Annotated in this window: 20 protein-coding genes; 15 read left to right on the forward strand and 5 right to left on the reverse strand. The window is 62.6% G+C overall.

From position 1 onward, the window contains the following. The first annotated feature begins 15 nt into the window (after positions 1 to 15). The 4 genes from F759_RS0124055 to ppk2 all read left to right on the forward strand — a co-directional run bounded on the left by F759_RS0124055 (position 16) and on the right by ppk2 (position 4,997). Positions 16 to 1,422: an aspartate aminotransferase family protein gene (locus F759_RS0124055; RefSeq protein WP_027802114.1), complete on the forward strand. Its 1,407-nt coding sequence runs from the start codon at positions 16 to 18 to the stop codon at positions 1,420 to 1,422. Positions 1,423 to 1,562: 140 nt separating this feature from the next. Beyond that, complete coding sequence (ggt, locus tag F759_RS0124060) at positions 1,563 to 3,296, forward strand: gamma-glutamyltransferase (protein ID WP_027802115.1); 1,734 nt, start codon at positions 1,563 to 1,565, stop codon at positions 3,294 to 3,296. 207 nt (positions 3,297 to 3,503) lie between these two features. After that, positions 3,504 to 3,929, forward strand: coding sequence for a VOC family protein (locus tag F759_RS0124065; RefSeq protein ID WP_027802116.1), 426 nt, complete (start codon positions 3,504 to 3,506; stop codon positions 3,927 to 3,929). Positions 3,930 to 4,070: 141 nt separating this feature from the next. Continuing rightward, a complete protein-coding gene (gene ppk2, locus F759_RS0124070; RefSeq protein ID WP_027802117.1) occupies positions 4,071 to 4,997 on the forward strand; it encodes a polyphosphate kinase 2 in 927 nt (308 codons plus the stop codon). A gap of 122 nt (positions 4,998 to 5,119) precedes the next feature. On the opposite strand, the gene F759_RS0124075 is transcribed toward ppk2, so the two are convergent. After that, positions 5,120 to 6,706: an inorganic phosphate transporter gene (locus tag F759_RS0124075; protein WP_027802118.1), complete on the reverse strand. Its 1,587-nt coding sequence runs from the start codon at positions 6,704 to 6,706 to the stop codon at positions 5,120 to 5,122. A gap of 193 nt (positions 6,707 to 6,899) precedes the next feature. Here F759_RS0124075 and F759_RS0124080 point away from each other — a divergent pair, with 193 nt between their 5' ends. Beyond that, positions 6,900 to 7,781: a CHAD domain-containing protein gene (locus tag F759_RS0124080; RefSeq protein WP_027802119.1), complete on the forward strand. Its 882-nt coding sequence runs from the start codon at positions 6,900 to 6,902 to the stop codon at positions 7,779 to 7,781. 87 nt (positions 7,782 to 7,868) lie between these two features. Here the strand turns inward: F759_RS0124080 and F759_RS0124085 are convergent, their stop codons facing one another. Then, positions 7,869 to 8,933 carry a VTT domain-containing protein gene (locus F759_RS0124085; protein ID WP_027802120.1) on the reverse strand — a complete coding sequence of 355 codons (1,065 nt, stop codon included), beginning with the start codon at positions 8,931 to 8,933 and terminating at the stop codon, positions 7,869 to 7,871. 226 nt (positions 8,934 to 9,159) lie between these two features. On the opposite strand from F759_RS0124085, the gene F759_RS0124090 reads away from it, so the two are divergent. Continuing rightward, complete coding sequence (locus F759_RS0124090) at positions 9,160 to 10,065, forward strand: DMT family transporter (protein ID WP_027802121.1); 906 nt, start codon at positions 9,160 to 9,162, stop codon at positions 10,063 to 10,065. Positions 10,066 to 10,104: 39 nt separating this feature from the next. On the opposite strand, the gene folE is transcribed toward F759_RS0124090, so the two are convergent. Together folE and F759_RS0124100 are read right to left on the reverse strand one after the other, a co-directional pair. Further along, the gene (gene folE, locus F759_RS0124095) at positions 10,105 to 10,743 is read right to left on the reverse strand and encodes a GTP cyclohydrolase I FolE (RefSeq protein WP_027802122.1); all 639 of its coding nucleotides are present in this window, start codon (positions 10,741 to 10,743) and stop codon (positions 10,105 to 10,107) included. A gap of 125 nt (positions 10,744 to 10,868) precedes the next feature. Further along, on the reverse strand, positions 10,869 to 11,798 hold the full coding sequence (locus F759_RS0124100; RefSeq protein WP_027802123.1) for a LysR family transcriptional regulator: 930 nt from the start codon (positions 11,796 to 11,798) through the stop codon (positions 10,869 to 10,871). Positions 11,799 to 12,249: 451 nt separating this feature from the next. Between F759_RS0124100 and F759_RS0124110 the strand changes: the two genes are divergently transcribed. From F759_RS0124110 to pcaC, 5 genes are all read left to right on the forward strand, one after another. Continuing rightward, positions 12,250 to 12,957: a 3-oxoacid CoA-transferase subunit A gene (locus F759_RS0124110; RefSeq protein WP_027802124.1), complete on the forward strand. Its 708-nt coding sequence runs from the start codon at positions 12,250 to 12,252 to the stop codon at positions 12,955 to 12,957. A 13-nt stretch (positions 12,958 to 12,970) separates the two neighbouring features. Continuing rightward, positions 12,971 to 13,630 carry a 3-oxoacid CoA-transferase subunit B gene (locus tag F759_RS0124115; RefSeq protein WP_027802125.1) on the forward strand — a complete coding sequence of 220 codons (660 nt, stop codon included), beginning with the start codon at positions 12,971 to 12,973 and terminating at the stop codon, positions 13,628 to 13,630. 147 nt (positions 13,631 to 13,777) lie between these two features. Beyond that, positions 13,778 to 15,157 carry a 3-carboxy-cis,cis-muconate cycloisomerase gene (locus F759_RS0124120; protein ID WP_027802126.1) on the forward strand — a complete coding sequence of 460 codons (1,380 nt, stop codon included), beginning with the start codon at positions 13,778 to 13,780 and terminating at the stop codon, positions 15,155 to 15,157. Between the two features lie 5 nt (positions 15,158 to 15,162). Continuing rightward, a complete protein-coding gene (pcaD, locus tag F759_RS0124125; RefSeq protein WP_027802127.1) occupies positions 15,163 to 15,954 on the forward strand; it encodes a 3-oxoadipate enol-lactonase in 792 nt (263 codons plus the stop codon). Further along, on the forward strand, positions 15,951 to 16,343 hold the full coding sequence (gene pcaC / locus F759_RS0124130) for a 4-carboxymuconolactone decarboxylase (protein WP_027802128.1): 393 nt from the start codon (positions 15,951 to 15,953) through the stop codon (positions 16,341 to 16,343). The genes pcaD and pcaC overlap by 4 nt, the downstream gene beginning before the upstream one ends. A 62-nt stretch (positions 16,344 to 16,405) precedes the next feature. Here pcaC and F759_RS0124135 read toward each other — a convergent pair whose 3' ends face one another. Then, positions 16,406 to 17,143 (reverse strand): TetR family transcriptional regulator, encoded by a 738-nt coding sequence (locus F759_RS0124135; protein WP_027802129.1) that lies wholly within the window; start codon positions 17,141 to 17,143, stop codon positions 16,406 to 16,408. Positions 17,144 to 17,545: 402 nt separating this feature from the next. Here F759_RS0124135 and F759_RS0124145 point away from each other — a divergent pair, with 402 nt between their 5' ends. From F759_RS0124145 to F759_RS0124160, 4 genes are all read left to right on the forward strand, one after another. Continuing rightward, complete coding sequence (locus tag F759_RS0124145) at positions 17,546 to 19,129, forward strand: hypothetical protein (RefSeq protein WP_027802130.1); 1,584 nt, start codon at positions 17,546 to 17,548, stop codon at positions 19,127 to 19,129. A gap of 64 nt (positions 19,130 to 19,193) precedes the next feature. Beyond that, positions 19,194 to 20,135: a UPF0280 family protein gene (locus F759_RS0124150; protein WP_027802131.1), complete on the forward strand. Its 942-nt coding sequence runs from the start codon at positions 19,194 to 19,196 to the stop codon at positions 20,133 to 20,135. Then, positions 20,111 to 20,701, forward strand: a complete 591-nt coding sequence (locus F759_RS0124155) for an amino acid synthesis family protein (protein ID WP_027802132.1) — start codon at positions 20,111 to 20,113, stop codon at positions 20,699 to 20,701. The genes F759_RS0124150 and F759_RS0124155 overlap by 25 nt, the downstream gene beginning before the upstream one ends. A 71-nt stretch (positions 20,702 to 20,772) precedes the next feature. Then, positions 20,773 to 21,357, forward strand: coding sequence for an amino acid synthesis family protein (locus F759_RS0124160; protein ID WP_027802133.1), 585 nt, complete (start codon positions 20,773 to 20,775; stop codon positions 21,355 to 21,357). The last annotated feature ends 88 nt before the right edge of the window (positions 21,358 to 21,445 follow it).

The raw sequence follows: 21,445 nt of genomic DNA on the forward strand, positions 1-21,445 counted from the left end.
ACGAAGGAGCATTTCATGACTCAACTCGAACAACTCGATCAACTATTCAACGCCGACCGCGCGCATTTCATGCATCCTTCGACGCACGCTCACGATCATGCGAGCGGTGCGCTGCCCGGCCGTATCGTGACGGGAGCGAAAGGCATCCGAATTGAAGATCATCAGGGCAAGTCGTTTATCGACGCTTTCGCGGGCCTCTATTGCGTGAACATCGGCTACGGCCGCACGGAAGTTGCCGAGGCGATCTACGAGCAGGCGAAGAAGCTCGCGTACTACCACACGTATGTCGGCCACTCGACGGATACGATCATCGAACTGTCGTCGCGGATTATCGACTGGGCGCCGCTAGGCATGAAGAAAGTGTATTACGGCATGTCGGGCTCGGATGCGAACGAAACGCAGGTCAAGCTCGTCTGGTACTACAACAACGTGAAGGGCCGGCCGAACAAGAAGAAGATCATTTCTCGCCAGCGTGGCTATCACGGCTCGGGCATCGTGACGGGCAGCCTCACGGGCCTGCCGAGCTTCCATCAATGCTTCGATCTGCCTGTCGAGCGCGTCAAACACACGGTGTGCCCGCACTGGTATCGACATGCGCCGGCCGGCATGAACGAAACGCAGTTCGTCGCTTACTGCGTAGAAGAACTCGAGCAACTGATCGCGCGCGAAGGCGCCGACACGGTTGCTGCATTCATTGCCGAACCGGTGATGGGAACGGGCGGCATCTTGCCGCCGCCGGCGGGATATTGGGCAGCGATCCAGCAGGTCCTGAAGAAGCACGACATTCTGCTGATCTGCGATGAAGTGGTGTGCGGTTTTGGCCGGCTCGGCTCGAAGATGGGCGCGCAGCACTACGGCATTACGCCGGATCTGATCACCGTCGCCAAGGGGCTGACGAGCGCGTATGCGCCGCTGTCGGGGGTGATCGTAAGCGAGGGTGTGTGGGACGTGATCGATAAGGCGTCGCAGGAAATGGGCGCAATGGGGCACGGCTGGACCTACTCGGGGCATCCGGTCTGCGCGGCCGCCGCGCTTGCGAACCTCGATATCCTGGAGCGCGAGAATCTCACGCAGAACGCGGCACAAACCGGCGCGTATCTGCTCGAACAGTTGCATGTCGCGTTCGACTCCCATCCGCTGGTGGGCGAAGTGCGCGGCGTCGGCATGCTGGCCGCGCTCGAATTCATGGCCGATAAAGACGGCCGCCTTCCGTTCGACCCGGCATTGAAGGTCGGTCCGCGGGTGTCGGCTGCTGCGCTGCAACGCGGGCTGATTGCGCGCGCGATGCCGCACGGCGACATCCTCGGCTTCGCGCCGCCGCTCGTGACTTCGCGCAGCGACGTCGACGAAATCGTGAAGCTCGCTCGCGCGGCCGTGGACGATGTGGCCTCGCAGGTGCTCTCCCCGGCGGCTTCGGTCTGACCGAGGCTGTCCGCCTCTTTGTGTGCCGCAGCAGTCGCCTTACGGAACGCCGCGGCTTCGCAAAGAGGCGCTTCACATGTTATAAGCCCCAAGGGAACTGAAGTTATCGTCAGGTGAAACAGTCGTCTTGGGGGATTTCAATGAGGTTGTTCCGCAACGCTAAATCGTCTGCCAGTGGATTTGCGCTGGCCGCACTCTTGTCGGTTTCCGTCGGCTTTTTCGAGGCCACGCCGGCCATCGCGAAGCCGCCCGCGAAAACACAGCCGGCTGTACTCACGGCGTCCGCGATCGCGGTCGCCGACGAATACAGCGCCGAGGCCGCCGAACAGATTTTCAAGGAAGGCGGCAATGCAGTCGATGCCGCGGTCGCTATCGCCTTCACGCTGGCCGTGACTTATCCGGAAGCGGGCAACATCGGCGGCGGCGGTTTCATGACGCTGTACGTGGGCGGCAAGCCGTACTTCCTCGACTACCGCGAGCGCGCACCGCTGGCGGCCACCAAGAACATGTACCTCGACGACAAGGGCGAGGTCATCAAGGGCATGAGCCTGTACGGCTACCGTGCGGTGGGCGTGCCCGGTACCGTGGACGGCATGTGGCAGGCGCAGCGCCGCTTCGGTAAGCTCAAATGGAAGCAGGTGCTTGCACCGGCCATCCACTACGCGCGCGACGGCTTCACAGTCAGCGAGCAATTGCAGGAGCGCCGCGACGCGGCCGCGAAAGAGTTTGCCGGCAAGACGAACTTCGACACCTACTTCGGCAACCTGAAGCAGGGCGTGAACTTCAAGCAACCCGATCTGGCCGCTGTGTTGCAGCGCATTTCGGACCAAGGCGCGAAAGACTTTTACTCGGGCAAGACAGCCGACCTGATCGCGGAGTCCATGCGCGGTCATGGCCTCATCACCAAGGCCGATCTGCAGCAGTACAAGGCCGTATGGCGCCAGCCGATCCAGGCCGACTGGAAGGGCTACCGCGTGTACACCGCGCCGCCGCCGAGCTCGGGCGGCATCGGCCTCGTGCAATTGCTGAAGATGAAGGCCGACCGCGAAGCCGACTTCAAGGACGTTCCGCTTAATTCCCCGCAATACATTCATCTGATCGCGGAAATCGAAAAGCGCGTGTTCGCCGACCGCGCGCAATATCTCGGCGATCCCGACTTCTACAAGGTGCCGGTCGCGCAATTGACCGACGACGCGTACATCGCGAAACGCGCCGCCGAAGTCAATCCGCAAACGCCGTCGGACACGAAGAGCGTACAGCCGGGACTCGGCACGTCGATGCCGGAGAAGGCGGAAACCACGCATTTCTCGGTGATCGACAAGTGGGGTAACGCGGTGTCGAACACGTACACGGTGAACGGCTATTTCGGCTCGGGCGTGGTCGCGGATCGCACAGGCATCGTGCTGAACGACGAGATGGACGACTTCTCCGCAAAGCCGGGCGTGGCCAACATGTTCGGCGTGGTGGGCAGCGACGCGAATTCGATCGAACCGAAGAAGCGCCCGCTGTCATCCATGAGCCCGACGATCCTCACGAAGGACGGCAAGGTGTCGCTCGTGATCGGGACGCCGGGCGGCTCGCGCATTTTCACGTCGATCTTCCAGGTGATCAACAACATATACGACTTCAATATGCCGCTGCCGGACGCGGTCGCCGCGATGCGCTTCCATCACCAGTTGCTGCCGCCGAATACGATTTTCTGGGAGCCCTATGCGCCGATCGACGGCGAACTCGCCAAAGAGGTCGAAGCGAAGGGCTATACGCTGAAGGCGCAGAATTTCAACGGCGACATTCAGGCGATCAAGATCAATGACAAGACGCCCGAGCCCGCAGCCGATCCGCGCGGCCGTGGCGTGACGCGGGTCATTCAGTAAGCGTTCTTCGAACGGTGCAGGCGGTGCGTCTTCGCGATGCGCCGTTTATGACAAAAGGCCTCGCGCTCGGCAGAGTTCGGGGCTTTTTTTATTGGCGCAGTGTTTCCGCACGCGGACCGCAGCGGACGCTAAGCGCGCAACGCTGTTGTGAGACACTTTCCGCTAACAGCGAGCCGACTGCGGCCGCATGCTAGGGAGACAGCCGTCATGAATCCGTCCGTCGCTTCATCCGATGCTTCTGCTTTGTTGTCTTCATCGCCCGAATCCGGGCAGACCGAGCCGCAAATCGAGTCGCTCAGCGCGATCACGCTTGCTACCGGAGACATGCGCCAGGCGGTGCATTTCTATGAAGCCCTCGGTTTCCCGCTCAAATTCGGCGGTGTGCAATCTGCGTTTACGTCGTTCGCGTTCGGCGGCACGTACTTGAACCTGATCGCCGATTCGCGGGCGCCGGTCAACTGGTGGGGGCGCGTGATCGTCTACGTGTCCGATGTCGACGCGATATATCGCAAGGCGCTGGCGGCCGGATTCCAGCCGTCGCTCGAACCCTCCGACGCGCCGTGGGGCGAGCGCTATTTTCACATCACCGATCCGGACGGCCACGAGCTCAGCTTCGCCAAACCGTTGCGTTAGCGGGCGGCATCCGCGTGAAACTCGCTATCATGAATCGGCTGCGCGGTAACACGCCTGACACCGGACGCGCCGATAATCGGGCGCGCCCGCGTCGCTTTTGCCGCCGCGCGCCTAATGATTTCCGTTGCCAGGAGAGCCGCAATGAAAGAGCAGGATCCGAGACCTGAAGCCGAGTTGCTGGTGGAGCGGCAACGCCGTTTCGAGGAAGACCTCATCGACGCGTATGACGAGGAACTCGAAATGGAGGTCGACGACCGCATCCTCGACGGTGCGGAGGGTTTCACGCCCGAGCACCGCGAAGCACGCAAGGTGTATTTTCGCGAACTGTTCCGCTTGCAAGGCGAACTCGTCAAACTGCAAGACTGGATCGTGCAGACGGGGCATCGTCTCGTGGTGATTTTCGAGGGACGTGACGCCGCGGGCAAGGGCGGCGCGATCAAGCGCATCACGCAGCGGCTCAATCCGCGCGTGTGCCGCGTTGCAGCGCTGCCCGCACCGAACAACCGCGAGCGCACGCAATGGTATTTCCAGCGTTATGTCTCTCAGCTGCCGGCTGGCGGCGAGATGGTGCTGTTCGACCGCAGCTGGTACAACCGCGCGGGCGTCGAACGCGTAATGAATTTCTGCACCGACGAAGAATACGAAGAATTCTTTCGCTCGGTGCCCGAGTTCGAAAAGATGCTCGTGCGCAGCGGCGTGCAGATCGTCAAATACTGGTTTTCGATCACTGACGAAGAGCAGGAGATCCGCTTCCAGAACCGCATCCACGATCCGCTGAAGCAGTGGAAGCTGAGCCCGATGGACCTGGAAAGCCGCCGCCGTTGGGAGGCTTACACGCTGGCGAAAGAAGTGATGCTGCAACGCTCGCATATTGCCGAGGCGCCGTGGTGGGTCGTGCAGGCCGTCGACAAGAAACGCGCGCGCCTGAACTGCATTCACCATCTGCTGAACCAGGTGCCGTATCACGAGATCGAGCATCCGCGTGTCGAATTGCCGGCGCGTGTTTATCACGACGAGTACAGCCGTCAGCCGGTGCCTGCGTCGATGATCGTGCCCGAGGTGTATTGAGCGGTTCGAGCGGCTTTTGTCGTTCGAGTCGAAGAAACGGAAAAGCGCGGCACGTGCCGCGCTTTTCTCATGATGCCGGTTGCATGCTGTGTCTGTGCATGACCGGCCACGAACGAAGCGTTTTAAAACACCGCGCGAAACACCCGGTACAAGCCGGCCGCGAGCGCAATGGACGCCGGCAGCGTCAGCACCCACGCAAGCACGAGGCTGCGCACGGTCGCCCATTGCAAGCCCGAGCCGTTGGCCGCCATCGTGCCGGCCACGCCCGAAGAGAGCACATGCGTGGTGGAAACCGGCAGGCCGTACATGTCGGCCGCGCCGATCGTCACCATTGCAACCAGTTCGGCGGACGCGCCCTGTCCATACGTCAGATGCTGTTTGCCGATTTTTTCGCCGACAGTCACGACGATCCGCTTCCACCCGACCATCGTGCCCATGCCCAGCGCGATAGCCACCGCAACTTTCACCCACGTCGGAATGAACTTGGTGGCGTGGTCCGTCTGCGCCTTGAAGTTGTCGATGGCCTTGGCGTCATCCGGCGCGAAGACGGGTTGCTTCGCCTTGTCCATCAGACGAATCGCTTCGGACGCGACGTACATGTTGTTGCGCACGTTGTCGACGATGCCTTGCGGCACGGCCGCCATCGAACCGGATGCGCTGACCTGGTGCGCGATTACATCCGTCAGTTGCTTCAACGCAGGCAAAGTCGCGGGCGTCAATTGATGCGTGCGCACATAGGCTTCCACATCGGCACGCGGATTGACGGAAGGCGGCGCGCCGTTCGTGTACTTCGCAAGCGCGGCGGAAGTCTGCTCCGCGACCGCGACGAACGTTTGCGTTTGCGCCGGCGTGACGGCCTTGTTCAGTGCATATGCCGTCGGCACCGTGCCGATCAGGATCAGCATGATGAGGCCCATACCTTTCTGGCCGTCGTTCGAACCGTGCGCAAACGACACGCCCGTGCACGTCAGAATCAGCAGACTGCGAATCCAGAACGGCGGCGGCTCCTTGCCCTTCGGCTCGGCGTATAACGCGGGAATGCGTACAACGGCCTTGAGAATCATCAGCAGCAATCCGGCTGCGAGAAATCCGACGAGCGGTGAGAACAGCAGGGACTTGCCGACGCCGAGCGCCTGATTCCAGTCCACGCCGCTCGTGCCGTTCACGCCGTGCATCAGCTGATTCATCAGGCCAACACCGATGATCGAGCCGATCAATGTATGCGAGCTCGACGACGGCAAGCCGAAATACCAGGTGCCGAGATTCCAGATGATGGCCGCGATCAGCAGCGCGAACACCATCGAAAAACCGGCGCTGCTGCCTACTTGCAGAATCAGTTCGACGGGCAGCAGTTGCAGGATACCGAACGCGACCGCGCCGCTCGAACTCAGCACGCCCAGGAAATTCCATGCGCCCGACCACACCACCGCAAGATTCGGCGCGAGCGAATGCGTATAGATGACAGTGGCCACGGCATTGGCCGTGTCGTGAAAGCCGTTGACGAATTCGAATCCGAGTGCAATCAGCAGCGCGACACCGAGCAGCAGATACGGCAGAACCGAACCCTCGCGCACGGGTTGCAGATCGCCCGCTAGCTGCATGCCGCAATAACCGACGCCAACTACGATCACGACGAGGAAAATCACGAGACCGAGATTGCGCCCCTTGCCGCTTGCCGCACTGGGTTGCGGGTACGAAAGTTCCGGCATGACGTGTGCCCCTCAAGTAATGTTGCTGAACTGCCGATCCTGCGAGGCGCGTGTGTCTGTACGATGACAGCTGCATTGCGCCGACGCACAACGGCGCGCATCAGCGCGCATCAGTGGGCATGAGCGGCGCGGCAGACGGGAATCGTTTTTGCTAAGCTGGACGAGGCGCACCACCTTTTTCAACGGAGGTTCGATGAAGCGCGACAGCCGCAAGGAAGGCCGCAGGGCAGACGGAGCACCGCCGGCCGCCGATCCGACCGCCCCGGAGCCCACGGCGCACGCAGCGTTCGCGTCATATGCGGCCCCGCTCGTGAGCGATGCGATTGCGTACGCCAATGCGGTGCGCGAGGATCCATCGCCGGATGCGCTGCACAAGCTAAGGGTTTCGCTGCGCCGTTTGCGTTCGTTGTGGTGGGCCTTCGCGCCGCTATTGGAGAAGGGCGAAAACACGCGGCAACGCGCGCTCTACAAGTATCTGGCCACCGCAGCCGGCAAGACGCGCGATTGGGACATCCTGATCGAACTGCTTACCGGGGAAGACAGCGGTGCCCGCGATCTCGCACCGAAGCTCGAACAAGCCCGCGGCGATGCGCTCGCAACGAGCCGCGAGACGCTGTCGAACGCCGACGTCAAGCACCTGTTGCGCGATGCATTGACGAGCGCATCGACGGAAATCAACACGACGCACGAACGCGTGCCGCTACGCAAGTTCGCGAGCAAGCGTGTAGCAGCGTCTGAGCGTTCGCTGATGAAGCGCGCCAAACGCGCGCGCCGCGCGAAACGTTCGAACTACGCTGCCTTTCACGACGTCAGGAAAGCCGGCAAAAAGCTGCGCTATCTGCTCGAATTCTTCCAGCCGGTTTTGAGCGGTAGCCATAAGCGCACGCTCAAGCGGCTGAAGCAGGTGCAAAAACGTTTCGGTACGCTAAACGATATTGTCGCAAGTGAAATGTTGTTGCGAGACAATGCGGGCTTGCTCGCCGGTGCGGGCGATACCGAGGCCGTGATGCATTGGCTGCGCAAGGAACGCAAACGCCGGATGCGTTCGGCGGCCGGACTGCTGCGCAAGCTATGACGCGCGCATACGGCCTATCGCGCTGATCGTACAAGCGTACATGCCGCGTGATATCGGGGCGAGTATTTCACTCACGCACTCACGCACTCACGGATTCACGCGGCGCCGCGGCGCGAAGCCGCGCAGTGTCACGGCGTTTCCCGTCTCTTCACGTAATCTGCCACGCAACCCACCGAGCGGCTGCGCGAGCCTGCCCGGCCCCGGCTCGTCGGCAAGCAGCAAGCCCACCGGAAAGCCGCGCCGCTGCCACGCGTCCAGCCCTCCGCGCAGCGCACGAATCCGCGTATAGCCATAGTTGCGCATGCGCACGCTGATCTCGGCGGCTGTGGCGCTGTCCGGGCACACGCAGTAAATCACCATGTCGTAAGCGCGCAGTGCGAAGTCGATCTGTTCGGGCGAATGCGGATCGAGCGCGAATGCGCCGGGAATCGGCGGCGCAGCGTCGAGGGCCGCGCCTTGCGGACGGGCGTCGAGCACTTTGGGCGTCGGCTTGCGGCCCGTCACACGGCTCGGCGCTTGCGGTTGGGCGGCCGCATTGGCATGCGCCGATTGCCGGCGTGCCCGCTGCTGCTGCACGAGCCGATACGCGAGATACAACAACGCGGCGCCTATCAGCAGGTCGATCACCGTGCCGCCTTGCGCCCTGACGAACTCGAACAGCATATGCAACTGCCGTTCGGCCGCGGCGCCACCGAGCAGCCAGAACGTGGCCCACGCCATTGCGCCGGTCAGGTCCCAGATTGCATAGATGCGTGCGTCGACAGCCGTGGTGCCCATCAGTGGTGGCGTAATCAGCGCGAGGCCGGGGACGAACTTCGAAATCGACACGAGCGGCACGCCGAAGCGCTCGAACATCGAGCGCGCCTGTTCGACGCGAGCATCGACGGCAGGCAGCATCTGACCGAGCACACCGAGCAGCTTGCGGCCATACAGGCGGCCGGCGGTGAACCAGACGCCGTCGCCGATCAATGCGGCGAGCACTGCGGCGCCCAGCACCGGCCAGAACGACAAGCTGCCCGCCGCGATCGCCGAGCCGGCGAACAACAGCACGGGGACGGCGGGAATCGGCACGCCGAGGCGCGTCAACAGCACGTTGCCGAAGACGACCGCGCCGCCCCAAGTGGATACCGCCGACGACGGAAACTCTACCAATTGAGCGGCTCCTGTTTTTGTTGGGAAACTGACGGCGCGGCTACTGTTGCCCGGCCGGTCCATTGATGCAAAGACCGTTCCCGTCGCGCTCGGGCTTTCCCTTCAATCAGGATACTCGATGGATCGCGAGCGGGGGCCACGGTGCAACGCGCTGCAATTTCGTTCAAGACTGCCTGCTACCGCCTATTTAAGCTGCGTGCTCGTCCCTTTGCATCGGAGATGCACGATGAATTCACGGTACATCGGCTATATGTGCTGCGCGCTGGCGATGATCGGCGTCGGCAGCACGGTGGTGGTAAGCAAGTCCATTGCGGCGGGATTGCCGCCGTTCAGCGCGACCGCGCTGCGTTTCGCGATTGCGTTTCCGCTGTTCGCGCTGATCATGCGCTGGCGCGGCGTGCGCTGGCCGCGCCTCGACCGGCGCGATATCGCGCTGGTGATCGCGCAAGCCGCGGCGGGCAGCGTCGGTTATACGGTGTTGCTCATCAGCGGTATGAAACTCGCCTCGGCCGGCGATGCCGGCGTGATCGCGGGCACGTTGCCGGCCGTGTCGGCGGTGGTCGCGATGCTGACGTTGGGCGAACGGCCGTCACCGGCGCTGCTCGGTGCGATTGGTCTGGCCACGGCGGGCGTGCTTGCCTGCACCGTGCATCCCGGCGAGAGCGCTGCGCCGCATGCAGGCGGTTCTATCCTCGGCAACGCGCTGGTGTTTGGTGCGATTGTCTGCGAGGCGCTTTTTATTCTGCTCAATCGCAAGCTGCGCACGCCGGTGGCGCCGCTGCCGCTGTCGGCGTTGATGTGCGGCATCGGCTTTGTCGTGTCGATCGTGCCGGCCTGTTTCGAAAGACCGTGGGGCATGCCGCTCGACGTCAGCGCCGTGAGCGGGGTGCTGTATTACGCGCTGGTGCCGACCGTGGTCGGTTTCGTTCTCTGGTATGAGGGCGCCGCGCGCGTCAGCGGCGCGGAGGCCGGCTTGACGACCGCGCTCGTGCCGGTCAGCGCCTTGGCGTTGGCTGCGCTGCTGTTGCGCGAGCCGGTTAGCGGGGCGCAACTCGCGGGAGTTGCCTGCGTGCTGGGTGCTGTGATGCTCGCGACGTTCGGGCAAACGCTCAGCGCGCGCAAGGCGGCATGAGGCACGCGTCGTGCCGCGCGCGTTCGGCTGACTCTGTTCTTACGTGTTCGGCACGGCCACGGCGCCGGGATTGCCGACTATCGACAGAAACTCGCGGCGCGTGGACGGGTCCGTGCGGAACGTGCCGAGCATGCGCGACGTGACCATCGTCACGCCGGCTTTGTGCACGCCGCGTGTCGACATGCACTGATGCGCGGCTTCGAGAATCACGCCGACGCCTGCCGGTTGCAGCACATCGTTCAACGTATCGGCGATCTGCACCGTCATCTTTTCCTGGATCTGCAGGCGCTTCGCGAATGCGTCGACGAGGCGAGCGAGCTTCGAGATGCCGACCACGCGATGCTGCGGCAAATACGCAACGTGCGCGCGTCCGATGATCGGCACCATGTGGTGTTCGCAATAGCTTTCGAAGCGGATGTCCTTCAGCACGATCATCTCGTCGTAACCATCCACCTCGGAGAATGTGCGAGCGAGGATTTCCCGAGGATCGACCTGATAGCCCGCATAGAACTCTTCATACGAGCGCACCACGCGCGCCGGTGTGTCGACGAGGCCCTCGCGCTGTGGATCGTCGCCGGCCCAACGTAGCAGCACACGAACGGCTGCTTCGGCTTCTTCACGGCTCGGCCGGCCGTTTGTGGCCGCGGGTGTGCTTTGTTCTGTCTTGCTGATGGTCATCCGTCGCTCCTCCGGGATCGCGCGTCGAGCCAGGATGGAGCGCGCGGGTTCATGAGTACAGTCATTGTTCCATGTTTACACAGGATCGTGCCGATGCCCCTTTCGACGTCGCGGGGCTGACGGTTTCATTTCGGCCACTCGTCCAGTGCGTCATTGAAGAGTTGCGCGACCACGCCGCGCAGCCAGCTTCCGCGTGGGTCGTTATGAAACTTGCGATGCCAATGCTGCCGCAAATCGAAGCGCGGCAGCGGGAGCGGCGGTTCGACGAGCGTGATCGACGCATGTTCCGACACATACGCGAAGCCGATCGCATGCGGCACGGTCGCGATCAGATCGGTGCGCGCGAGGATGAACGGCAGGCTCATGAAGTGCGGCGTTTCCAGCACCGCGCGCCGCTTGATGCGCTTTTTCACCAGATACTGTTCGAGGACTTCCTGGCTGCGTCCTTCGGCGCGCACGACCGCGTGCCCCGACGCGACGTATTGCGCGAGCGTGAGCGGCGTCTTTGAAAGGGGATGACCCGCGCGCATCAGGCAGATGAAGCGGTGTGTGAAGAGCCGCTGCTGAAAGAAGTTATTGCCAGAGAGATCCGGGAAATAGCCGACGGCGAGATCGACGTCGCCCGATTCGAGCCCGCGTTCGACATGCGCCGGTGACAGCGACACGGAACGCAGGTTCGCATGCGGCGCGCATTCGGCGAAGAGTTGCAGGAGCCGTGGCAAAAAGACGATCTCGCCGACGTCGGAAAGCGCAATCGAGAACGTATGCGTGCTCGTGTCCGGGTCGAACTCCTGCGCGTCGAGCATGCCTTTCTCGATGCGCAAAAGCGCGTCGCGCGCGGCGGGCAGGATGGCGAGCGCGCGAGGCGTGGGCTCCATGCCTTTGGACGTGCGTACGAACAGCGGATCGTCGAAATACTCGCGCAGCCGCCCGAGCGCCGTGCTCACGCGCGGCTGACTCACACCGAGCTGCTCGGCCGCGCGGCTGACGTTGCGGGTGTCTTCCATCGCAACGAGGTACGGGATCAGGTTTAAATCAAGGTTGGTGTCCGACATGCTTTCCGACCGGCGAGGCCTATGAGGCTATTCGATATGTCGATAAAGGGTAGCCGAAGAATCGTTGCGCGGGATAGTGGGGTTTCCTTTTCTTTCGAAACCAAAGGCGTCCGAGGACGGCCAACAGGCGCGCACCTTGTGCGGCAGCAACCTATGATTAAGGGAAAGTCCGCGCCTTGACAATGCAGCCGAAGCGCAACCATAATCGCCGAATCGTTCGCTAATCGAATGACTGTTCGCTAAACGAACAACGCGCAGCGAGTTGACAGGTGGTTTGCCTTAAGCAGGATCGGCGCGCCGAGTCAACGAACCAACCGGTGGCGAACTGGCAGGAAGCGCCGGCCTGCTGGGACACAGGATTGCTGCCGCCCGCATTGGCCTGGAGACTGCCCGCGAAGGCTGCCATCACGGCGAAGGCCGGCGTGCGCAGCGCCTCACAAGGAAATTCGACATGATCAACAAGATTTTCGAGTCACTTCAGTCGGCCGTCGCCGATGTCCACGACGGCGCGACCGTCATGATCGGCGGCTTCGGCACGGCCGGCATGCCGTCGGAGCTGATCGACGCGCTGATCGAGCAGGGCGCGCGCGAACTCACCATCGTCAATAACAACGCCGGTAACGGCGACATCGGCCTCGCGGCGCTGCTCAAGGCGAAGCGCGTGCGCAAGATCATCTGCTCGTTTCCGCGCCAGACGGATTCGTACGTGTTCGACGCGCTGTACCGCGCCGGCGAGATCGAACTCGAACTCGTGCCGCAGGGCAATCTGGCTGAGCGCATTCGTGCGTCGGGTGCGGGCATCGGCGGATTCTTCACACCGACCGGCTACGGCACGAAGCTCGCGGAAGGCAAGGAAACGCGATTGATCGACGGCAGGCACTATGTGCTCGAATCGCCGCTGCATGCGGATTTCGCGCTCATCAAGGCATATAAGGGCGATCGCTGGGGCAACCTCGTTTATCGCAAGACGGCCCGCAATTTCGGGCCGATCATGGCAAGCGCGGCGAAAACCGCCATCGTGCAGGTGTCGGAAGTCGTGCCGCTCGGCGCACTGGATCCGGAAAACATCGTGACGCCGGGCATTTTCGTGCAGCGCGTGATCGAAGTGCCGCAAGCGGCACATGCCCCGCAGCCCAATCCGCGCGACGCTGCCGCCTGAACCGGAGACCGACATGAAGAAACTGACCCGCGATGAAATGGCCAAGCGCGTTGCACTGGATATTCCGGAAGGCGCGTATGTGAACCTTGGTATCGGCGTGCCGACGCTGGTGGCGAACCACCTCGCTGCCGACAAGGAAATCTTCCTGCACAGCGAAAACGGTCTGCTCGGCATGGGCCCTGCGCCCGCGAAGGGCGAGGAAGACGACGAACTCATCAACGCCGGCAAGCAGCATGTCACGCTGCTGACAGGCGGCGCGTTTTTCCACCACGCCGATTCGTTCGCGATGATGCGCGGCGGCCACCTCGACTTCTGCGTGCTCGGCGCATTCCAGGTCTCGGCCAAGGGCGACCTCGCGAACTGGCACACCGGCGCGCCGGATGCAATTCCGGCTGTGGGCGGCGCGATGGACCTCGCCATCGGCGCGAAGCAGGTCTATGTGATGATGGAACATCTGACCAAGCAGGGCGAGAGCAAGATCGCCGCCGAATGCACGTATCCGGTGACGGGCGTCGCTTGCGTCGATCGCATCTACACGGATCTCGCCATGATCGATGTGACCGACCAGGGCCTCGTGGTGCGCGAGATTTTCTCGGACATCGACTTCGATGCGCTGCTGAAACTCACGGGCGTGCCGCTGATCGACGGTACGCAGGCCGCACGCGCTGTGTGAGCGCGGCGTGCGCGATGCGCGATGCGCGCCGACGGAGTTTGATGCGGGCTGTGATGTATCAGCGCGGCGCTCCGCGTGCCGCCGCGTGCCCCGCAGTGCCGCGCGCAGTGCTACATTCAACAGAATCATCCGATCATCGACGTCATCATGCTCGACTCCAGCGGCCGCCTGACCGGCCTTCTTTGCGGCACGCAGCCGATGAACGACATCTGGGCGCCGCATGCCACGCTGCAACGCATGCTCGATGTGGAAGCGGCGCTCGCGCGCGCATCGGCAGCGCACAACGTGATTCCCCACACGGCGGTGCCGGCAATTGAAGCCGCCTGCCGCGCCGATCAACTCGACGCCGATGCGCTCTGCCGCGACGCCGCGCTTGGCGGCAATCTCGCGATCCCTCTCGTCAAGCAACTTACCGCGCGCGTGAAAGCGGCCGACGCCGAAGCGTCGAAATACGTGCACTGGGGCGCGACGAGCCAGGACATCATCGACACCGCAACGGTGCTGCAACTGCGCGACACCTTCAATCTGCTCGACAGCGGCTTGCAATCCACTTGCGACGCGATCGCGAAACTTGCGGCCACGCATCGCGCGACGCCGATGATCGGCCGTACGTGGTTGCAGCAGGCGTTGCCGATCACGCTCGGCCTGAAATTCGCGCAGTGGCTCGATGCGTTGCTGCGTCACCGCGAGCGGCTCGACGCATTGCATGCTCGTGTACTGGTGCTGCAATTCGGCGGCGCGGCCGGCACGCTGGCGAGCCTGCGCGATGCAGCACCGCAAGTCACGCGAGCGCTCGCGAAAGAACTCGGCCTCACTGTGCCTACCTTGCCGTGGCATACGCAGCGTGACCGGATCGCGGAAACCGCATCGTTCTTCGCGATGCTGATCGGCACGCTCGGCAAGATCGCGCGCGACATTTCGCTGCAAATGCAAACCGAAATCGACGAACTCGCCGAGCCCGCCGCTGCGGGCAAAGGCGGATCGTCGACGATGCCGCATAAGCGCAATCCGGTTGGCTGCGCTGCGGTGCTGACCGCCGCGACGCGCGCACCGGGGCTCGTTGCGACCGTGTTCGCCGGCATGGTGCAGGAACACGAACGCGCGCTTGGCGGCTGGCAAGCCGAATGGGACGCGCTCCCCGATCTAGCGCGGCTGGCGGGCGGCGCGCTCGCGAACATCGAGCAGATCGCGGCCGGGCTGAACGTGAACGTGCCCCGCCTTGCCGCGAATCTCGACGTTACGCACGGCCTGATTCTCGGTGAAGCGGTGATGCTCGCGCTCGGCGACAGCATCGGGCGGCTCGACGCGCATCACCTCGTGGAGCGCGCGTCCAAAGCGGCGATTCGCGACGGCCAGACGCTTTTCGACGTGCTGTCAGCAGACGCAGCCGTGAGCCAACATCTTTCGATCGATCGACTGAAACAACTGCTCGATCCCGCTCAATACGTCGGCCAGGCGCACGCTTATGTGGACGCCGCGCTGGCGCTTCATACCGCGCGTTCGCAGCGCGCCCCTTCGAAGGAGTAACCGGCATGCCTTACGCCGCAGTCAACGGCACGGAGCTTCACTATCGAATCGACGGCAACCGTCACGGTAACGCGCCGTGGATCGTGCTGTCGAATTCGCTCGGCAGCGATCTGTCCATGTGGACGCCGCAAGTCGCGGCGCTGTCGAAGCACTTTCGCGTGTTGCGCTACGACACGCGCGGTCACGGCCATTCGGAAGCACCGAAAGGCCCGTACACAATCGAGCAGCTGAGCGGCGACGTGCTTGGCCTGATGGACACGCTGAAGATCGCGCGCGCGAATTTTTGCGGCGTGTCGATGGGCGGACTGACAGGCGTCGCGTTGGCCGCGCGTCATGCGAATCGTTTTGAGCGCATGGTGCTCGCGAATACGGCGGCACGAATCGGCTCACCCGAGGTATGGGTGCCGCGCGCCGCGCGCGCTCGCACCGAAGGCATGCTCGCGCTCTCCGACGCAGTGTTGCCGCGCTGGTTCACCGCCGACTACATCGAGCGCGAGCCGGTGGTGCTGGCGATGATCCGCGACGTGTTCGTGCATACGGACAAGGAAGGTTACGCATCCAATTGCGACGCGATCGACGCCACTGACCTGCGCCCCGAAACGCACGGCATCAAGCTGCCGGTGCTGGTGATCAGCGGCACGCACGACGTCGCCGCGACGCCCGCGCAAGGCCGCGAACTGGCGCAGGCGATTTCTGGTGCACGTTATGTCGAGCTTGATGCCTCGCATATTTCGAACATCGAGAAGGCCGATGCTTTCACGAAGACAGTCATCGACTTTTTGACGGAGCCCAAATGAACGACGAAGACCGCTACGAAGCCGGGCTCGGAGTGCGCCGTGCAGTGTTGGGCGATGCGCACGTGGACCGCTCGCTTGCCAATCGCACTGAGCTGACTGACGAGTTTCAGAATCTGATCACGCGTTATGCGTGGGGCGAAATCTGGACGCGCGATGGTTTGCCGCGGCACACACGCAGCCTGCTAACCATTGCGATGATGGTTGCGTTAAATCGCAGTGAAGAACTTGCATTACATTTGCGCGCCGCGAAAAACAATGGCGTGACACGCGAGCAGATCAAGGAAGTGTTGCTGCAAACCGCGATTTATTGCGGCGTGCCGGCGGCGAACTCCGCGTTCCATCTTGCCGACAAGCTGTTCCGCGAGGAAGACGCCGCTGCAAAGCCGTGAGTTTTTCCGCATGTAGTCATGCGTTGACAATAAGNCGCGCGCCGTTATCACGGCGCGCGTTTTTACATTGCGGGGCGTGCCGGCTCGCTTTCGTCGATTGCATCGGTTTTCGCATTCGCACTAGCGTGCGCATCCGTTGGCAATTGCAGCCGCACTGCGCGCAATACCGTGTCCTTGATCACTTCGCGCCAATGTGCGAGCGCCGCCTTGTCCATCAGCGGCTCGCCGAGAAACGCGCCCAACGTGTACTGGTTCGCGTTATAGAAATAGCCGAGCGATGCGATCATTAGATACACGTCGCGTGCCTTCACGTCGGCGCGAAAAACGTCTTGCGCCTTGCCCGCATCCAACAGTTTTTGCACGACTGAAATCGCATAGCCGGAAATCTCCTTCAGCTTCGAAGACTTCTTCGCGTGCTTGCCTTGATGCAGATTCTCGCTCGACAGCAGCGTAACGAACTCAGGATGATCGAGGTAATACTGCCAGACGAATTCGACCATCTGTTCGAGCCCGTGCACCGGATCGTCCAGATCGAGATCGAGCTTGCTCTCCGCTTCGTTGAACTGCGTGTAGATCGTTTCGAGTACTTCGACGAATAACTGTTCCTTGCTGCCGAAGTAGTAATAGATCATGCGGTCGTGCGAGCGTGCAGCCTTTGAAATACTTTCGACGCGCCCGCTTGCATAGCCTTGCTTCGCGAAGACCTTGATCGCCGCCTTCAGTATCTTGGCGCGCGTGTCTTGCGCCTGTTTCGCGCGGATGCCGGTGGCTCCCGGCTTGCGAGCGGCGGTGGAACTCATGGCGGTCTGATATCTCTTTGTTGGCGTCGTTGAAACCGGCTTGNNNNTTTCCGCGCACGGCTCGGCGGGGCACGCACGCTCTCATCATACAGTGGGCGTTGCATGCGGCGCCTGCATGTTGCGAGCGCTGCGCGCCGGCCAGCTTCGGCGTAAATTGAAAGCCGATCGGAGCTCGTGTCAGTGCTTCAATGACGCGTTGCACCATCTGTATGCCGATGGGAAACACATTGCGCAGTCTATTTTGATCGAGTAGATTTTCAACAAGTTTGGTGTAGCGGATACTACACGAACGGTAAGTGACCGCAACATGAAATTCGCGAGTCACACGAAAGTACCTTGAAACAAGGGCTATTCGTCAGCCGGGCTGGACCGATTGTAATGTCGTCGTATGGGAACCCCGCCATGACAGAGCATACGAAGGTCGATTTCGGTGCGGAGCGCGTCGACGGCGAAACCGCCTCGACGCCCGGTCCCACCGTGCTCGAGAAGGCGGCGCCGCGCAGCGAGCGAATGGCGTCGAACAAGATCGAATGCAATGCCTGCCCGGTGCTCTGCCAGATATCGGAAGGCCGCACCGGTGCGTGCGATCGCTATGCGAACGCGAACGGACGGCTGATTCGCGTCGATCCCGTGGTATTCCTGTCGCGCGCAAACAGTGCGGATTCCACGGTCGAATTCGCTGCGTCGTCGCAAGCGCAGGAGCATGTCGCCGACGAGGCGCTTTTCGTGACCGGCGTAGGCGCATCGTCTACTTATCCCGACTACAAACCGGCACCGTTTATCGTTGCCTCGAAACTCGACGACGTCGACATGATTACGGTCGTCACCGAAGGCATCTTCAGCTATTGCAGCTTCAAGGTAAAAATCGACACAGACCGCTTTCTCGGTCCCGAGCAGGCGAACGTGCGTTGCCAGGGAGAGATCGTCGGCCATGTGACGACGGCCGAATACGGTTCGCAGATGTTGAGTCTCGGCGGCGTGCATCATCTGACCGGCGGCAGCAAGAAAGAAGGCCGCGTGACGTGCGACATGATGCTCGCGCTCGGCAACAAGCAGGCGGTGGAATTGAGCATAGACGGCGGCGCGAGTCTCGCGATTCGCGCGGGCGCCGCGCCGGTTGTCGACGGTGTAGAAGAACAGCGCATGCGTGTTGGCTGCGGTTCCGCGACTATCGGTATCTTCGCTAAACAATGGTTCGGTCATGCCGATGAAGTGGTGGTGGTGGACGATCACATTACCGGCGTGCTGACCGAACATCAGGCAGGGCGCTGCCTCGGCATGACGCGCTCGGGCATCAGGATTCGCGGACGCAAGTCGACGCCCGGCCGATATTTTCAGGTGGCGAATCCGGGCATTGGCTGGGGCGGCACGGACATTCAGGACCCGCTTGCAATTATCGAAGGGTTCGATCCCGCGGTCGCGAAACCCGGCATGCGTCTGCTAATGGTGTCGACAACAGGCGAACATGCGCAGTGGTACGAACTCGATCGCGATCTCGTGCCGCGCATGGCCGAAATGCCGGCTGCCGTGCGCAGAACGGTGGAGCGAATCGGCGAAAACTGCGAGCCGTCGCTTGCCACCGTGTTGTTTCTCGGCGGAGCGGGCGGCAGTCTGCGCGCGGGGGCGACCGAGAACCCCGTGCTGCTCACGCGAGCCATCAAGCGGAAGCTTGTCAACGTGACGTGCGGCGGCGCACCGGCTTATGTGTGGCCAGGCGGCGGCATCACTGTGATGGTCGACGTAGCGCGCATGCCCGACCGGTCGTTCGGTACAGTGCCGACGCCCGCGATTGTCGCGCCGATCGAGTTCACCATGACATATGACGCATATCGCGACCTCGGCGGCCATCTCGATGCAGTGCGGTCATTGGAGAGTGTGTTGGCGAACGGTCCCGAGCATACGGAAGGCGCGCCGCTCGCGCGCCGCGTGTTGGCCCGCAATCCCGACAATCCGTGGCCGCCTGCGATGCCGCCGATGCTCGGCTAACCACGCTGTCACATAACGCCATGACCCCGGCAAACACATACGCAACCATGCACGCCGCAGCGCAATGAACCCGACCCGCACCCCCATCGACGCGACCCGCTGGCATTGGCAGCATGGGCCGATTGACCTGATCCTGAGCGCCGACGGCGAGCCCGCCGCGCTGCAAGCCGCCTATGAGGCGTGCTGGTCGCGGTTCGTCAGCGTATTGCCGGAACTGGTGGGTGAATTGAAAACGCTTCGGCAGCCGGTGCGAGCCGAAGCATCGCTTGATGATTGTGCGCTGCAAGGTCACGTTGCGCGTCGCATGTGGTCCGCGTGTCATCCTCATCGCACGCGCTTTGTCACGCCGATGGCAGCCGTTGCAGGCAGCGTCGCAGACGAACTGATAGGCGCATTCGCACGCGAAGGCATCTCTCGCGCGTTCATCAATAATGGCGGCGACATTGCACTTTATTTGACCGAGGGTCGGCAATACCACGTCGGTGTGTTTGCGGACCTCTCGCAATCGCTCGAAAAAATGCAGTTCGCAGACGGTCAGGCGCTCGACGCCAATCTCACGATCGACGCGAGCATGCCCATTCGCGGCATTGCCACAAGCGGTTGGCGCGGCCGCAGTTTCAGTCTCGGCATTGCGGATAGTGTGACGGTGCTCGCACGCAACGCGGCAAGCGCCGACGCGGCCGCAACGATGATTGCCAACGCCGTGAACCTCGATCATGAAGGCATCGTACGCATGCCGGCATCGTCGCTGAAGGACGACGCCGATCTGGGCGACCGGCTTGTTACCGTCGATGTCCCTTCGCTGCCGCAGCCGCTGATCGATTTCGCGCTTGCACGCGGCGTGGAAGCCGCACGGCGTTTGCTCGATCGAGGGTTGATAGAAGGCGCCGCATTGTTTTTGCAAGGACGCGTGCGAATCGCCGGTATGCATGAAAAAAGCGCGTTGCTCTCGCATCGCGCTCACACAACAACGGAGGCTCCGTGTTCGAAATACGCCGCGTGCTGACGCACGTCGAGGACATCTTCCACGAGTTCGGCCCAGCGCCGGCGCAGCCGCTGCGACGCGGCGCGATTGCCGCCGTGATGACGAACCCGTTCGCCGGCCGCTACGAAGCGAAAATCGAACACGCGATGGAAGCGCTCAAACCCATCGGCTTCGACATGGCGCAACGGTTGCTCGCGGCGATGGCGGTTCCGCATGCGTCGATCGAAAGCTATGGCAAGGGCGCGGTTGTCGGCTCGCGCGGCGAGCTCGAACACGGCGCGTTGTGGCATGTGCCCGGCGGTTATGCAATGCGCGAACTGCTGGAGAAAAACGGCGTACCGACCAACGCAATCGTGCCTTCGACGAAAAAAGTGGGCGCACCGTCCACCGCGCTCGACGTGCCGCTTACGCACGTCAACGCAAGCTACGTGCGCAGCCATTTCGACGCCATCGAGGTGCGTGTGCCCGGCGCACCCGCAGCCGACGAGGTGGTCTACATCCTCGCGATGAGCACGGGCCAGCGCGTGCATGCGCGCGTCGGCGGGCTCGCGAAAGAAGCGATTGTGGGCAAGGACGGCTTGCGCTGAACGACGCTGAAGATTGCGACGGGTGAATTGGAAACACAGAGCAACGCAGGCATCGAAACTCGGAGAGCGAAATGGCAATCAAGCTTCGCAAGCTGGTCGTGCAAGTGGACGAAACACGCATTGAAATGGGTCAGAACGTCGATCCGCCGGCACGTCGCGCGGTGGCGATTGCGGTGATCGACAATCCGTACGCGGGCCGCTATGAAGCGAAGCTCGACGCGCTGATCGAAGCCGGCGAGGAACTGGGTGCGCTGCTCGGCAACCGGTGCGTCGCAGCGCTCGGCATCGAGCCCGGCGACGCGCAAAGCTATGGCAAGGCCGCAATTGTCGGCGAGGCGGGCGAACTCGAACACGCCGCCGCGATTCTGCATCCGAAGCTCGGCGCGCCGCTGCGCGCGGCGGTCCAAAAAGGCGCGGCGCTCGTGCCGTCGGCAAAAAAAATGGGCACGCTCGGCACCGCCATCGACGTGCCGCTCGGCCACAAGGACGCCGCTTTCGTGCGCAGTCATTTCGATGCAATCGAGGCGCGGGTGTCGGACGCGCCGCGCGCGAATGAAATCGTGGTCGCGGTCGCCGTGACGGCTTCGGGCAGGCCGTTGCCGCGCGTCGGCGGATTGCAGGCGAGTGAGATCAAGGGCGAAGATGGATTGCGCTGAAGGTTGCATGCGGTTATTTCGTTGGTCCCCAAAGGGACTTTCTTTCAGGTAGTGTGCTGCCGTTGATGCGTGCGAGCATGGTGCCGCA

The sequence above is a fragment of the Paraburkholderia dilworthii genome (assembly GCF_000472525.1).
Classification (GTDB): domain Bacteria; phylum Pseudomonadota; class Gammaproteobacteria; order Burkholderiales; family Burkholderiaceae; genus Paraburkholderia; species Paraburkholderia dilworthii.